The 12,478-nt window shown below is 72.7% G+C and carries 14 protein-coding genes and 1 riboswitch; of the genes, 11 read left to right on the plus strand and 3 right to left on the minus strand.

Annotation, left to right across the window (positions count from 1 at the left end; all coding sequences use genetic code 11):
- Positions 1–8 precede the first annotated feature (8 nt).
- Entirely contained in the window at positions 9–659 is a 651-nt protein-coding gene (locus ACFIF2_RS27640) for a helix-turn-helix domain-containing protein (protein ID WP_395575948.1), read from the plus strand.
- Positions 656–775 carry a DUF6126 family protein gene (locus tag ACFIF2_RS27645; protein ID WP_395575949.1) on the plus strand — a complete coding sequence of 40 codons (120 nt, stop codon included), beginning with the start codon at positions 656–658 and terminating at the stop codon, positions 773–775. Before ACFIF2_RS27640 ends, ACFIF2_RS27645 begins: the two co-directional genes overlap by 4 nt.
- 23 nt (positions 776–798) lie before the next feature.
- Here ACFIF2_RS27645 and ACFIF2_RS27650 read toward each other — a convergent pair whose 3' ends face one another.
- Positions 799–1,596, minus strand: a complete 798-nt coding sequence (locus ACFIF2_RS27650) for a tyrosine-protein phosphatase (RefSeq protein ID WP_395575950.1) — start codon at positions 1,594–1,596, stop codon at positions 799–801.
- Positions 1,597–2,019: 423 nt separating this feature from the next.
- A riboswitch (cyclic di-AMP (ydaO/yuaA leader) is annotated at positions 2,020–2,179 on the plus strand.
- A 3-nt stretch (positions 2,180–2,182) separates the two neighbouring features.
- On the opposite strand from ACFIF2_RS27650, the gene ACFIF2_RS27655 reads away from it, so the two are divergent.
- Together ACFIF2_RS27655 and ACFIF2_RS27660 are read left to right on the plus strand one after the other, a co-directional pair.
- Positions 2,183–3,133 carry a peptidoglycan DD-metalloendopeptidase family protein gene (locus tag ACFIF2_RS27655; protein ID WP_395575951.1) on the plus strand — a complete coding sequence of 317 codons (951 nt, stop codon included), beginning with the start codon at positions 2,183–2,185 and terminating at the stop codon, positions 3,131–3,133.
- Between the two features lie 230 nt (positions 3,134–3,363).
- Positions 3,364–4,149, plus strand: coding sequence for an SGNH/GDSL hydrolase family protein (locus ACFIF2_RS27660; RefSeq protein WP_395576030.1), 786 nt, complete (start codon positions 3,364–3,366; stop codon positions 4,147–4,149).
- A 39-nt stretch (positions 4,150–4,188) separates the two neighbouring features.
- Here ACFIF2_RS27660 and ACFIF2_RS27665 read toward each other — a convergent pair whose 3' ends face one another.
- Both ACFIF2_RS27665 and ACFIF2_RS27670 read right to left on the minus strand, forming a co-directional pair.
- Positions 4,189–4,809, minus strand: coding sequence for a TetR/AcrR family transcriptional regulator (locus tag ACFIF2_RS27665; RefSeq protein WP_395575952.1), 621 nt, complete (start codon positions 4,807–4,809; stop codon positions 4,189–4,191).
- A gap of 27 nt (positions 4,810–4,836) precedes the next feature.
- Positions 4,837–5,421 (minus strand): carboxymuconolactone decarboxylase family protein, encoded by a 585-nt coding sequence (locus ACFIF2_RS27670; RefSeq protein WP_395575953.1) that lies wholly within the window; start codon positions 5,419–5,421, stop codon positions 4,837–4,839.
- A gap of 177 nt (positions 5,422–5,598) precedes the next feature.
- Here ACFIF2_RS27670 and ACFIF2_RS27675 point away from each other — a divergent pair, with 177 nt between their 5' ends.
- The 7 genes from ACFIF2_RS27675 (at position 5,599) to tdh (ending at position 12,452) form a co-directional block, all read left to right on the plus strand.
- On the plus strand, positions 5,599–6,792 hold the full coding sequence (locus tag ACFIF2_RS27675) for an MBL fold metallo-hydrolase (protein WP_395575954.1): 1,194 nt from the start codon (positions 5,599–5,601) through the stop codon (positions 6,790–6,792).
- 414 nt (positions 6,793–7,206) lie between these two features.
- Complete coding sequence (locus ACFIF2_RS27680) at positions 7,207–9,090, plus strand: ATP-binding protein (RefSeq protein ID WP_395575955.1); 1,884 nt, start codon at positions 7,207–7,209, stop codon at positions 9,088–9,090.
- A gap of 92 nt (positions 9,091–9,182) precedes the next feature.
- On the plus strand, positions 9,183–9,617 hold the full coding sequence (locus tag ACFIF2_RS27685; protein WP_395575956.1) for a roadblock/LC7 domain-containing protein: 435 nt from the start codon (positions 9,183–9,185) through the stop codon (positions 9,615–9,617).
- Between the two features lie 2 nt (positions 9,618–9,619).
- The gene (locus ACFIF2_RS27690; protein WP_395575957.1) at positions 9,620–9,994 is read left to right on the plus strand and encodes a DUF742 domain-containing protein; all 375 of its coding nucleotides are present in this window, start codon (positions 9,620–9,622) and stop codon (positions 9,992–9,994) included.
- Entirely contained in the window at positions 9,972–10,601 is a 630-nt protein-coding gene (locus tag ACFIF2_RS27695) for a GTP-binding protein (RefSeq protein ID WP_395575958.1), read from the plus strand. Before ACFIF2_RS27690 ends, ACFIF2_RS27695 begins: the two co-directional genes overlap by 23 nt.
- Before the next feature lie 72 nt (positions 10,602–10,673).
- Entirely contained in the window at positions 10,674–11,249 is a 576-nt protein-coding gene (locus ACFIF2_RS27700; protein WP_395575959.1) for a GAF domain-containing protein, read from the plus strand.
- Positions 11,250–11,423: 174 nt separating this feature from the next.
- Positions 11,424–12,452 (plus strand): L-threonine 3-dehydrogenase, encoded by a 1,029-nt coding sequence (tdh, locus tag ACFIF2_RS27705; RefSeq protein ID WP_395575960.1) that lies wholly within the window; start codon positions 11,424–11,426, stop codon positions 12,450–12,452.
- The last annotated feature ends 26 nt before the right edge of the window (positions 12,453–12,478 follow it).

Genomic DNA, 12,478 nt, shown 5'->3' on the forward strand with positions numbered 1-12,478 from the left:
TGGAAGGCATGACCTCCCCCGAGACCGGTCCGCCCTCGCCGGACGCGGCGGCGGACGCGGTGTCCGTCGTGGCACCGCAGCTGCGTGCCCTGCGGCGCAGGGCCGCCCTCACCCTGGAGACGGCCGCCCGTGCCGCGGGGCTCTCGCCGGCCCACCTCTCCCGGCTGGAGACCGGGCAGCGCCAGCCCTCGCTGCCGATGCTGCTCTCCCTCGCCCGTGTCTACGGTACGACCGTCTCGGAACTGCTCGGCGAGACGGCCGCGGACCGGGACGCGGTGGTGCGGGCCGACGCCATGGAGCCGACCTTCGCGGGCGGCTGGACGTACTGGCAGGCGGGCGGGGCCGGCCGCGGCATGCAGGCCCTGCGCGTCCATGTGCCGCACGGCTCCCAAGGGGACATCGTGCGCGTGCACCCCGGTGAGGAGTGGCTCCACGTGCTGCGGGGCCGGCTCCGGCTGCGGCTCGGGGACACCGTGCACCGGCTGGGGCCGGGCGACAGCGCGCACTTCGACTCCCTGACCCCGCACCGGATCGCCGCCCAGGACGCCGACGGGGTCGACCTCCTCTTCGTGCACACCCTGTTGCAGAGCCCGTCGGCGGCCCTGTGCCTGGGGCCCGCCACCACGCCGGACCACCTCACCGCCGGAGAGATGCCATGAGCGCCGTCCAGGACAAGTTCCCGCGCGCCCTGTGGGTGCGACTGCTCATCTACATCGCCCTGGGGCACGTCTTCGGCGGCTTCCTCTATCTGCTGTTCGAGGTGGGGGCCAAGTAGCCCGCCCGTGAGCGGGGGAGGGCTCAGTCCAGCATGCGCTCGCGCAGCCGCTCCCGGGTCTGCGGGGTGATCCGCAGCCCCTTCTCCAGGTAGTCGTCGACACCGCCCCAGGTCTCCTCGACGGTCTCGAACGCCGCCGCCAGGTACTCGGCGCGCGCGTCGAACAGGGGGCTGAGCAGCTCCATGACCTCGGGCGAGTACGCGGAGGCGGCGGAGCTGCTGCGCCGCACCTTGTAGCGGCGGTGCGTGGCGTTCGACTTCAGGTAGTCCTCGACGATGGCGTCGCGCTCCACACCGAGGGCGAGCAGGGTGATCGCGATCGACAGGCCCGCGCGGTCCTTGCCGGCCGCGCAGTGCATCAGGGCGGGCACGCTGTCGTCGGCCAGCGCGTGCACCACCCGGGAGTGCTCGGCGGTGCGCTCCTTGATGATCGCGCGGTAGGAGTCGATCATGCGGTTGGCGCCCTTGTCGTCCGCCAGGATCTCGCGCAGCTGGTCGAGGTCGCCGTCGCGGACCATCTTCCAGAACTCGGCGCCGTCGGCCGGGTCGCTCAGCGGCAGGTTCACGTTGCGCACGCCCGGCAGCTCGACGTCCGGACCCTCGAGCTTCTGGTCGGCCGCGTTGCGGAAGTCGAAGATCGTGTGCAGGCCCAGCGAGGCCAGGAACGCGGCGTCCTCCCCGGTGGCGTGAGCCAGGTGCCCGCTGCGGAACAGCACCCCCTGCCGCACCCGCCGGCCGTCCACGGTCGGCAGCCCGCCCACGTCACGGAAGTTGCGCACCCCGGCCAGGTCGGGTTCGGTCGACGGCACCTGCTGCGTCACGGGGGCTCCTCCCACTCCGCCCCGCCGACGCCGCTCGCCGACGGGCACGAGTCGACGATACGGCACGGACCTCCGGCCAAGGCGTCGGAGACATCCGACTGCACCACATCTGGGCCTTCTGTCCGACTTGCCACCTTCCGTCCAACTGGCCCTGGAATAAGAGTGGCTGGCGGGGTGGCGCGTGAGCAGCGTCATACCCGTGACGGTGCGTTGTTGGTCATGCTCACGTAATTCGACCGGTTCTCAAGGCCGTTTGCCGGAAACGGCACTGCGTAAATCGACGGAGGGTGACCGGCCTTTCCCGTAAAGGATCAATCGGAACACCCGCCCGTGGAACCTCTCGCTTGTCGCTGCGCGTCCTGGTCCCTTACGTTCACCACCGATCCGGACGGACGCCTAATCCTGCCGCCGACCGGAGCCCGCACTCACTCACCACCCGTACACGGCAGGAGCGGGGGACCCACAGGTACGACTGCCTGTTCCGGTTCCCGGAACGGCTTGGGGTAAAGCCGCGTCTCGGCGCGGCCGGGCATCTCCAGCCCGCACCCGACAGCTCACCTCGCAGGCGCCGGAGAAGGAAAACGACATGCCCGCGAAGGGTAAGCACCGCCGTACCAGGGCCATGCGCCTGACCCGCACCATAGCCGTCGCCGGAACCGGCGGCGCCGCGCTCGCGCTCCCGCTGATGGGTGCCGCCGGCGCCCACGCCGCTCCCGCGCAGTCCGTCTCCGAGCAGGCCGTGCAGTCCGTTCCGGCGTCGGCGAAGAAGAGCGCCGCCCAGAAGAACGCGGACTCGCGGACGTACACCGTGAAGAGCGGTGACTACCTCTCGAAGATCGCCGACGACCAGGACGTCGACGGCGGCTGGAAGAAGCTGTACGCGGACAACCGCGAGGTCGTCGGCTCCGACCCGTCGCTGATCCACCCCGGCCTGAAGCTCGTGCTCGGCGGACAGGCCGCCAAGCCCTCGGCCCCGTCCTCCGCCGAGGCGGAGATGCCGGCCGCCGAGAAGCCGGCCGAGAAGCCGGCCGCCGAGAAGGCCGCGCCGGCCGAGAAGTCCTCGGACGCCTCGAAGGCCTCCTCCTCGGACAACGCCTCCAACGCGAGCACCCAGTCCGCCGGCACCGGCAGCGGCTTCACCTCGCCCGTGCCCGGCGGCAGCGTCGGCACCCCGTACCACCAGACCGGCAGCATGTGGTCCAGCGGCTACCACACCGGCACGGACTTCGTCGTCCCGACCGGCACCTCGCTGAAGGCCGTCGGCGCCGGCACGGTCGTCTCGGCCGGCTGGGGCGGCGCGTACGGCAACCAGGTCGTCATCCAGCTCGCCGACGGCCACTACGCCCAGTACGCCCACCTGTCCTCGCTCTCCGTCTCCGCCGGCCAGTCCGTGACGGCGGGTCAGCAGGTCGGCCTCTCGGGTGCCACGGGCAACGTGACCGGCCCGCACCTGCACTTCGAGATCCGCACCACCCCGGACTACGGCTCGGACGTGGACCCGATCGCGTACCTGCGCTCGCACGGCGTCTCCCTCTGACGTCCGACGCCTTGTGCCTGACGTCTGACGTCTGACGTCTGAGGCCCAGTGCCGCCGAAGGCCGGACCCCGATCCCCGGGTCCGGCCTTCGGCGTATTCCTGAATTGGTGAATACTTTAGGCGTGGTTTTTCTCACCGCCCGTCAACCCATTCCTACGGTCGCGTAGGTCACATTCCGAGGTGAATCATGGGCCGATGTGGCAGACGATTCGAAGAATGACAGCAGAGCAGTGATCGGGTCGTACGTGGCGCTGGGGGACAGCTTCACCGAGGGCGTCGGCGACCCCGGCCCCGACGGGGCGTTCGTCGGCTGGGCCGACCGGTTCGCCGTACTGCTCGCGGACCGGCGCCCCGAGGGCGACTTCACGTACACGAACCTCGCCGTGCGCGGCAGGCTGCTCGACCAGATCGTGGCGGAGCAGGTGCCGAGGGCCGTCGAACTCGCGCCGGACCTCGTCTCGTTCTGCGCGGGCGGCAACGACATCATCCGGCCCGGCACCGACCCCGACGAGGTGGCCGAGCGGTTCGAGCGGGCGGTGGCGGCGCTGACCGCAGCGGCCGGCACCGTCCTGGTGACGACCGGCTTCGACACCCGCTCGGTGCCCGTCCTCCGGCGCCTGCGCGGCAAGATCGCCACGTACAACGGGCACGTCCGGGCCGTCGCCGACCGCTACGGCTGCCCCGTGCTCGACCTCTGGTCGCTGCGGACCGTCCAGGACCGCAGGGCGTGGGACGCCGACCGGCTGCACCTGTCCCCGGAGGGCCACACGCGGGTCGCGCTGCGCGCGGGCCAGGTACTCGGTCTCCCCGTCCCGGCCGATCCGGACCAGCCCTGGCCCCCGCTGCCGCCGCGCGGCACCCTCGGTGTCCGGCGGGACGACGTGCAGTGGGCCCGCGAGTACCTGGTCCCGTGGATCGGGCGGCGGCTGCGCGGGGAGTCGTCGGGCGACCACGTGACCGCCAAGGGGGCGCTGTCGCCCAACGACATCAAGACGTGGATCTCGACGGTGGCGTGACGGCCGGGAGGGGGGAGGGAGGGCGCGGGCGGTCGTCCGTCAGCCGGGCCGTGTCGTCAACGCCTCGCGTTCCAGGCCCAGTTCCCGGGCGAGTGCCTCGTCCGTCCACTCCTGGGCCCGCGCCCGGGACACCGCGCCCGGGTACGACGTCAGCTGCACGGCCAGCCCGTCGAGCAGGGCGGTCAGCCGCAGGGCGGTGCCGTGGGGCTCGGGGCACGTGAACTCCCCGGCGGCCACGCCCTCGGCGATGACCTCCGCGAGGGCCGCCTTCCACTGGCGGTCCAGTTCCCGCGTGACGTCCCGCAGCGCCGGTTCGCGCAGGGCGACCGCCCACCCCTCGATCCACAGCCGCCAGCCCTTGGCCTGCCCGGTCGGCGCGTACCAGCGCACGGCCGCGCGCAGCCGGCGCAGCGCCGACGTACGGCGGCCGAGCAGCTTGCGCAGGTGGGCGAGATCCTCCTCGGCGGCGTACGTGAACGCCGCGGCGACCAGCTTCTCCTTCGTGGAGAAGTGGTAGAGCACCAGCGCGTTGCTGACACCGAGCGCGGCGGCCACGTCGGCGATCCGCAACGCCGCCACGCCCCGCGCCGATATCTGCTCGATCGCCGCGCGCAGCAGCTCCTCGCGCCGCTCGGCGACGCTCAACCGGACTCTCACCACGCCCGTCACCCTATACAGGCGCCGTCCTCAGTCCGTCGTGGCCGGCACCGCTCCCGTCGGTCCGGCGGCGGGCAGGTCGCAGGAGTCCTTGAAACCCTGACTGGTCAGGTCGAGCGCCGCGTTGATGCGGGACCGCAGGTTCTCGACGGCGACCATGGCCGTCAGCTCCACGAACGCGGGCTCGCCCAGCCGGGCCCGCAGCCGCTCGGCGAGGTCGTCGCCGACGGTGGGCGGCGTCGCCGTCACCGCCTCGGCGTACTCCATGACGTCCCGCTCCAGCGGCGTGTAGACGTCGCTCTCCCGCCACACCGGGACGTCGTGGAGCTTGCGCCGGTCCATGCCGCGCTCGGCGTTCTCCCAGTAGCCGAAGTCCATGCACCAGGAGCAGCCGATGGAGGCCGCCGAGGCCATCACGGCGAGCGCCTTGAGATCGGAGTCGAGCCTGTTCCACTTGGCCACGGACTGCTCGAAGCGCAGGTCGCCCCAGAGCACGCGCGGGTTGTGGGCGAGCGCCTTGCCGGGGTCGAGGACCTTGCCGTAGGCGCGCCGGGAGTACCACTCCATGGCGCGGACGAGGAGTGTCCGGGGCGGGGTGAGGGATACGCGGGCCATGGGGGCCACCTTCCTGTCCGTCGGTCGTGTCGTCGTGTTCGTGTGCGTCCGGGGCGCTGGTGCGGGCGCCCTCACCGGTACGACGGACGGAGGGAACACTGATGTGACATCGGTCGTTCGAGCTGACGTCGGGACGAGACGACAATGTGAGCCTGACCTACTCCACCTGGAGGTACCGTGGCCGGTTTCCGTTCCCCGAACCCGGGGCTCCGTGTGCCGCGGCCCGCGGCCTTCGGCGCGGACCCGAGCGGCGAGCGCATGGCGCGCATCCGCAGATCGCCGCACTTCCGTGACGGCGTCTTCCAGAATCCCGGCGGCACCGCCCGGACCCGGCCCTCCGGGTCGGCGACGGAATTCGCCAAGATCTACTTCGACCGTGAGGCGCGGTCGCGCCGGGCCCCGCGAGGGCCCGTCCCGGTGCACGCCACCACGCTCGCCGACCTCGCCCGGCCGCCCGCCGGCGGGCTGCGGCTGACCTGGATGGGCCACTCCAGCGTGCTCGCCGAGATCGACGGGCAGCGGGTGCTCTTCGACCCCGTGTGGGGCGAGCGCTGCTCCCCGGTCCCCTTCGCCGGCCCCAAGCGGCTGCACCCGGTCCCGGTGCCCCTGGCGGCCCTCGGCCCGGTCGACGTCGTCGTGATCTCCCACGACCACTACGACCACCTGGACATGCCCACGATCAAGGCGCTGGCCGGCACCGACACCCTGTTCGCCGTGCCGCTCGGCGTCGGCGCCCACCTCGAACGCTGGGGCGTGTCCGCCGACCGGCTGCGCGAGCTGGACTGGCACGAGTCGACGCGCGTCGGCGGCCTCACCCTGACCGCCACCCCGGCCCGGCACTTCTGCGGACGCGGGCTGCGCAACACCCAGCACACCCTCTGGGCCTCCTGGGTCGTCGCCGGGGAGGAGCACCGCGTCTACCACAGCGGGGACACCGGCTACTTCGACGGCTTCCGGGACATCGGCGCCGCACACGGCCCGTTCGACGCCACGATGATCCAGCTGGGGGCGTACGCGGAGTTCTGGCCCGACATCCACATGACCCCCGAGGAGGGCGTACGCGCCCACCTCGACCTGCGCGGCGGCACTCCGGGCGGCGTGATGCTGCCGATCCACTGGGGGAGCTTCAACCTGGCGCCGCACCCGTGGGCGGAGCCGGCGGAGTGGACGAAGGACGCGGCCGAGGAGGCCGGCCAGGCGGTGGCGTTCCCGCGGCCGGGCGAGCCGTTCGAGCCGACGGGGAAGCTGCCGGTGGACCCGTGGTGGCGGGCGGTATCGGGTCCGATCGCGCGTCCTTGGCGCCGTCTTCGGAGTGCTGAGGGCGTGGCGGGGACGGGCAGGGGTGATCTCGACCTGGCGGGGGAGCGGTGACCGCGCCCGGGATGCGGCGGACTGCCGCGTCAAGACTTCGTTCGGCGCCGTAGGGGGTGCCGCCCACGGTTGGGCCGCCACCGTCACTCGCGGTGACCGAACTTGATCGGGTCGGACCGGTCTCCGGCGCTTGTGGAACGAAAGCTTCACCGGCTTATCGGGCTGTCGTACGAAGCCTCATACCAGAGCGGGACGTTGTCCGAGGGACTTTGGCAACTGCCCACCGCACATGATGCGCGGACGACTACTGTCAGTGTCCGTCGGGCGACGTAGACCGGATCCCCGGTCCGCTCGGTCGACACCGCGACGACGCGTGCCCGCGTGGCGTCGCGTGTCCGCGTGGCATCCGCCACCACGCGCGAACCAGGGCCCGATCCGGGCCCGACGGACCAACGGACCAGTACGAGGACCCCGATGTCTCACCTCCGCGCCCCGGCCGCGCGAGCAGACCGCCGTGAGGGCGGGCGGCACGGCCGGCCGTCCTCACCCACCGCCCCCGCGCTGCCCGAGACCCACATACGGCCCCACCTCCTGCGTCTGGCCGTGCTGCCGCCCGTCGCGGTCGCCCTCAGCGCCTCGGCGGTCGTCCTGTTCACCGTCCGGTCCACCGGCGTCCGGCCCGGCCTCGTCCTGTGGGGCATGCTCGCCGGAGCGGTCTCGGTGACCCTCGCGGCCGTGGCCATCGCCGCCGTCGCGGCCGACCGCGCCGCGCGGTCCGTGCACGAGCGCGTCGGCGCCCTGCGCCGCGCCACCGCGCGTCAGGAGGGCGATCTGCGCGCCGTGGTCGAGGCGTTGCGACGCGGAGAGACGCCGCCCCCGCGCAAGCCGCGCGGCGGACCCCCGGACGACGCGGACGACTTCGAACTGCTCGCCGCCGACCTCTCCCGCGCCCACGACGGTGCCGTCACCGCCGTCGTCCGGGCCGCCCAGCTCTCCAGCCAGGCCGGCAGCGAACAGAAGCTGGAGGTCTTCGTCAACCTCGCCCGGCGCCTGCAGTCCCTGGTGCACCGCGAGATCTCCATCCTGGACGAGCTGGAGAACGAGATCGAGGACCCCGACCTCCTCAAGGGCCTCTTCCACGTCGACCACCTCGCCACCCGCATCCGGCGCCACGCCGAGAACCTCGCCGTCCTCGGCGGCGCCGTCTCCCGCCGGCAGTGGAGCCACCCGGTCGACATGACCGAGGTGCTCCGCTCCGCCATCGCCGAGGTCGAGCAGTACTCCCGGGTCCGGCTGGTCCCCCCGATCGACGGCACCCTGCGCGGCCACGCCGTCGCCGACGTCATCCACCTGCTGGCCGAACTCGTCGAGAACGCCACCCTGTTCTCCGCCCCGCAGACCCAGGTGCTGATGCGGGCCAACCTCGTCACCTCGGGCCTCGCCGTCGAGGTCGAGGACCGCGGACTCGGCATGCCCGTCGCCGAGCAGAGCCGCATGAACGCCCTGCTCGCCGACCCCGACCAGGTCAACGTGGCCCGCCTGCTCGCGGACGGCCGCATCGGACTGTACGTCGTCTCCCAGCTCGCCAAGCGGCACGGCATCACCGTCCGCCTGCAGACCAACATCTACGGCGGTGTCCAGGCCGTACTGGTCGTGCCGCAGGCCCTGCTGGGCGCCGAGCCGGGCGCCCTCCCCGGCGCCGAGGGCCGCCCGGCGGAACCCACCGGAGGCGCCGAGCCGGTGCCCGTACCGGCCTCCGCACCGACGGCCTCCGTACCGATGGCCCCTGTACCGATGGCCCCTGTACCGATGGCCCCCGTACCGGCGGCCCCCGTACCGGCGGCCCCCGTACCGCCGCCCCGGCCCGCGGCCACCGCGACCCCGCCGGCAACCACCGCACCCGCGGCCGCCGCGACCGCCCAGGCCGCCCCCGACGCCCCCACGTCGGTCCCGGCCCGAAGCGCCGACCGCGGCGCGCCCGTACCGCTGCCCGTGCGCGGCGCCCGCGGGGAGCGGCCCACGCCGGCCGACGCCGTGCCCGGTGTCCGGGCCGAGGACCGGGGCGTGCTCGCCGAACACGCGGCCACCCCGCCGGTACCGCGCCACAGTGCCGTACGCGGCACGATGGGCAGGCCCGGGCTGCCCCGCCGCCGCGCCCAGGAACACATCGCCCCCCAGCTCCGGGGCGGCCCCGCACCGCGCCAGGATCCCGAGCAGTACGCCGGTCACGACCCCGGTCTCATGGCGGCCTTCCAGCGCGGCATCGGTCTCGCCGAGGCCCAGCAGCACCGGGAGCCGGCCCCCGCGGAGCCGACGTCACCGCCCAGGGAACCGACCCACGGGGACCCGGCCGGATGATCCGCCCCGCGACCACCCCCCGCTCCCCGCGCACCCCCACCACCACGACCAGCGCTCCCCCAGACCTTCGTACCCCAAGGAGTCGATCCACCATGGCCAGCGAAGCCCCCACCGGCCACGTATCCGACCTCGACTGGCTGATGAGCGGCCTCGTGCAGCGCGTGCCGCACACCACCAGCGCGGTGCTCCTGTCCTGCGACGGCCTGGTCAAGTCCGTCCACGGCCTCGACCCGGACAGCGCCGACCACATGGCGGCCCTGGCCTCCGGCCTGTACTCCCTCGGCCGCAGCGCCGGCGTCCGCTTCGGCGACGGCGGTGACGTCCGGCAGGTCGTCGTCGAACTCGACTCGACCCTGCTGTTCGTCACCACCGCCGGCTCCGGCACCTGCCTCGCCGTGCTGGCCGGCCGCGAGGCCGACGCGGCCGTCCTCGGCTACGAGATGGCGATGCTGGTCAAGAGCGTCCGCCCCTACCTCGTCACCGCCCCCCGGCAGTACGCCGTCGAACCCCCGGCGATGAGGCCTTGAGGGTGGCCGCGGCCGGCGACGGGCCCTGGCTCGACGACGCGGCCGGCCGGCTGGTGCGCCCCTTCACCGTGAGCAACGGCCGTACCCGGCCCACCGTCGCGCTCGACCTGATGTCCCAGGTGATGGCCACGGGGGCGACCCCCCTCGGTTACCTCGGACCCGAGCACGCACAGGCACTCGAACTGTGCCGGGCGCCCCTCCCGGTCGCCGAGCTCGCCGCTCATCTGAGGCTTCCGGTGGCGGTCACCAAGGTGCTGCTGTCGGACCTCGTCGACTGCGGCGCGCTGACCACCAAACCCCCCGCCTCGTTCCACCACGACCCCACGGACCGGGCCCTTCTGGAGGCAGTGCTCGATGGACTACGACGACAGCTCTGACTACGGCCACGGCCACGGCGACAGCGCCGACCCCTTCCCCACCGCGCTGAAGATCCTGGTGGCGGGCGGATTCGGAGTGGGCAAGACGACCTTCGTCGGCGCGGTCAGCGAGATCGCGCCGCTGAGCACGGAGGAACTGCTCACCACGGTCAGCGCCGCGACCGACGACCTCGACGGAATCGAGAACAAACTAGAGACGACCGTGGCCATGGACTTCGGCCGCATCACCCTCGATCCCGAACACGTGCTCTACCTGTTCGGCACGCCGGGCCAGGAACGGTTCTGGTTCATGTGGGACGAGCTGTGCGAGGGCGCGCTCGGTGCCGTGATCATCGCCGACACCCGGCGGCTCGAGGAGTCCTTCGCGGCCGTCGACTTCTTCGAGGAGCGCGGACTCGGCTTCATCGTCGCCGTCAACGAGTTCGACGGCGCGTACCGCTACGACCCCGAGGAGGTGCGCACCGCCATGGACCTCCACCCCGAGATCCCCATCGTGCGCTGCGACGCCCGGATCTCCAGTTCGGGCGTGCAGACCCTGCTCACCCTCGTACGCCACCTCATCGCCCACACACCGGCCGCCACGAGCGGATTCGGTGCCCACAGGTGATGCCCAGGTGACCCCCGCACCCACCGCCACGGAGCCGCAGATGACGCACGTCCACAGCGACGGAGCCCGCCCATGAGCTACGACCCGCCGCGCCCGGTCGGACGCCTGCTGCTCACCCCCGAGGACCGGGAGGCCCCCGCCCGGGTGCGACGGCTGCGCCGGCTCGGTCTGGCGGAACGCCCTGACCCGGTCCTGGACGTCTTCGCGGCCCATCTCGCCCATCTCGCCCAGGCGCCGTACGCGATGGTCAACTTCCTGGTCGAGGGCGGGCAGTTCTTCGCGGGCCTCAGGGTGCCCGACATCCCGCCGGTGACCCGCGGGGACGGCACCGTCCCGGAGTTCGCCCGGCTCCAGCCCCGCGACCACGGCTTCTGTCCGCACGTGGTGGTCCGGCGCAAGGCCCTGGTCCTGGAGGACGTGCGCGACTACCCGCGCTTCGCGGGCAACCCGGTCGTGGACGGCTTCGGCATCCGCTCCTACCTCGGCGCCCCCCTCATCGACAGCACGGGGACGGTGCTGGGCACGGTGTCGGCGTCCGACGTGCGGCCCCGGGCCTGGGGGAAGACGGGCCTGGCGACGATCAAGTCGGCGGCGGCCGACCTCGTACGGCGCATCGAGCGCAGCGCGGAGGACGGGCTGCCGCTGTGAACCGCCGGACCGGCCCCGGCGGCGTGAAGGAAAGCTGCGGCCGGGCTTAAGAAAGGCTCGATGGACCGGGGGCGGTGTCGTACGGCAGATTGCTGTGCGATTCCCCTCCCTTCCCCGGACGCGGGCTGCTTCGGCATGCCCGGCGCCGGGACCTCACCGTCAGGAGCCGTAGCGTTGAAGGCGCTGGTCAAGGAGAAGGCGGAGCCCGGGCTGTGGCTCGCGGACGTCCCCGAGCCCGTCATCGGACCCGGTGACGTCCTCATCAAGGTGCTGCGCACCGGCATCTGCGGCACCGACCTGCACATCCGGGCGTGGGACGGCTGGGCGCGGCAGGCCATCCGCACCCCGCTCGTCGCCGGGCACGAGTTCGTCGGCGAGGTCGTCGACACCGGGCGGGACGTCACCGAGATCAAGGTCGGCGACCGGGTCAGCGGCGAGGGCCACCTGGTCTGCGGCAAGTGCCGCAACTGCCTGGCCGGACGGCGCCACCTGTGCCGGGCCACGGTCGGCCTCGGCGTCGGCCGGGACGGCGCGTTCGCCGAGTACGTCGCGCTGCCCGCCGGCAACGTCTGGGTGCACCGCGTCCCCGTCGACCTCGACGTGGCCGCGATCTTCGACCCGTTCGGCAACGCCGTGCACACCGCTCTGTCCTTTCCGCTGGTCGGCGAGGACGTCCTCATCACCGGCGCCGGACCGATCGGCCTGATGGCCGCCGCCGTCGCCCGGCACGCGGGCGCCCGCAACGTCGTGATCACCGACGTGAGCGAGGAGCGGCTGGAACTCGCCCTCAAGGTCGGCGTCAGCCTCGCCCTGAACGTCTCGAACGCGACCATCGCCGACGGACAGCGCGAACTGGACCTGCGCGAGGGCTTCGACATCGGCCTGGAGATGTCCGGCCGTCCCGAGGCCATGCGCGACATGATCGCCAACATGACGCACGGCGGCCGGATCGCGATGCTCGGCCTGCCCTCCGAGGAGTTCCCCGTCGACTGGGCCCGGATCGTCACCTCCATGATCACGATCAAGGGCATCTACGGCCGCGAGATGTTCGAGACCTGGTACGCCATGTCGGTGCTGCTCGAAGGCGGCCTGGACCTCGCCCCCGTCATCACCGGCCGCTACAGCCACCTCGACCACGAGGCCGCGTTCGCCGACGCCGCCGCGGGCAAGGGCGGCAAGGTCATCCTCGACTGGACCGCGTAGGACCACCGCGTAGGACCACCGTGTAG

The organism is Streptomyces sp. BK79 (assembly GCF_044142145.1).
In the GTDB taxonomy this organism is placed as follows: domain Bacteria; phylum Actinomycetota; class Actinomycetes; order Streptomycetales; family Streptomycetaceae; genus Streptomyces.

Coding starts and splice junctions, on each gene's coding strand:
- ACFIF2_RS27640 (WP_395575948.1), top strand. CDS start 9: ATGACCTCCCCCGAGACCGGTCCGCCCTCGCCGGACGCGGCGGCGGAC.
- ACFIF2_RS27645 (WP_395575949.1), top strand. CDS start 656: ATGAGCGCCGTCCAGGACAAGTTCCCGCGCGCCCTGTGGGTGCGACTG.
- ACFIF2_RS27655 (WP_395575951.1), top strand. CDS start 2,183: ATGCCCGCGAAGGGTAAGCACCGCCGTACCAGGGCCATGCGCCTGACC.
- ACFIF2_RS27670 (WP_395575953.1), bottom strand. CDS start 5,421: ATGGCCCGCGTATCCCTCACCCCGCCCCGGACACTCCTCGTCCGCGCC.
- ACFIF2_RS27680 (WP_395575955.1), top strand. CDS start 7,207: ATGTCTCACCTCCGCGCCCCGGCCGCGCGAGCAGACCGCCGTGAGGGC.
- ACFIF2_RS27685 (WP_395575956.1), top strand. CDS start 9,183: ATGGCCAGCGAAGCCCCCACCGGCCACGTATCCGACCTCGACTGGCTG.
- ACFIF2_RS27695 (WP_395575958.1), top strand. CDS start 9,972: ATGGACTACGACGACAGCTCTGACTACGGCCACGGCCACGGCGACAGC.
- ACFIF2_RS27700 (WP_395575959.1), top strand. CDS start 10,674: ATGAGCTACGACCCGCCGCGCCCGGTCGGACGCCTGCTGCTCACCCCC.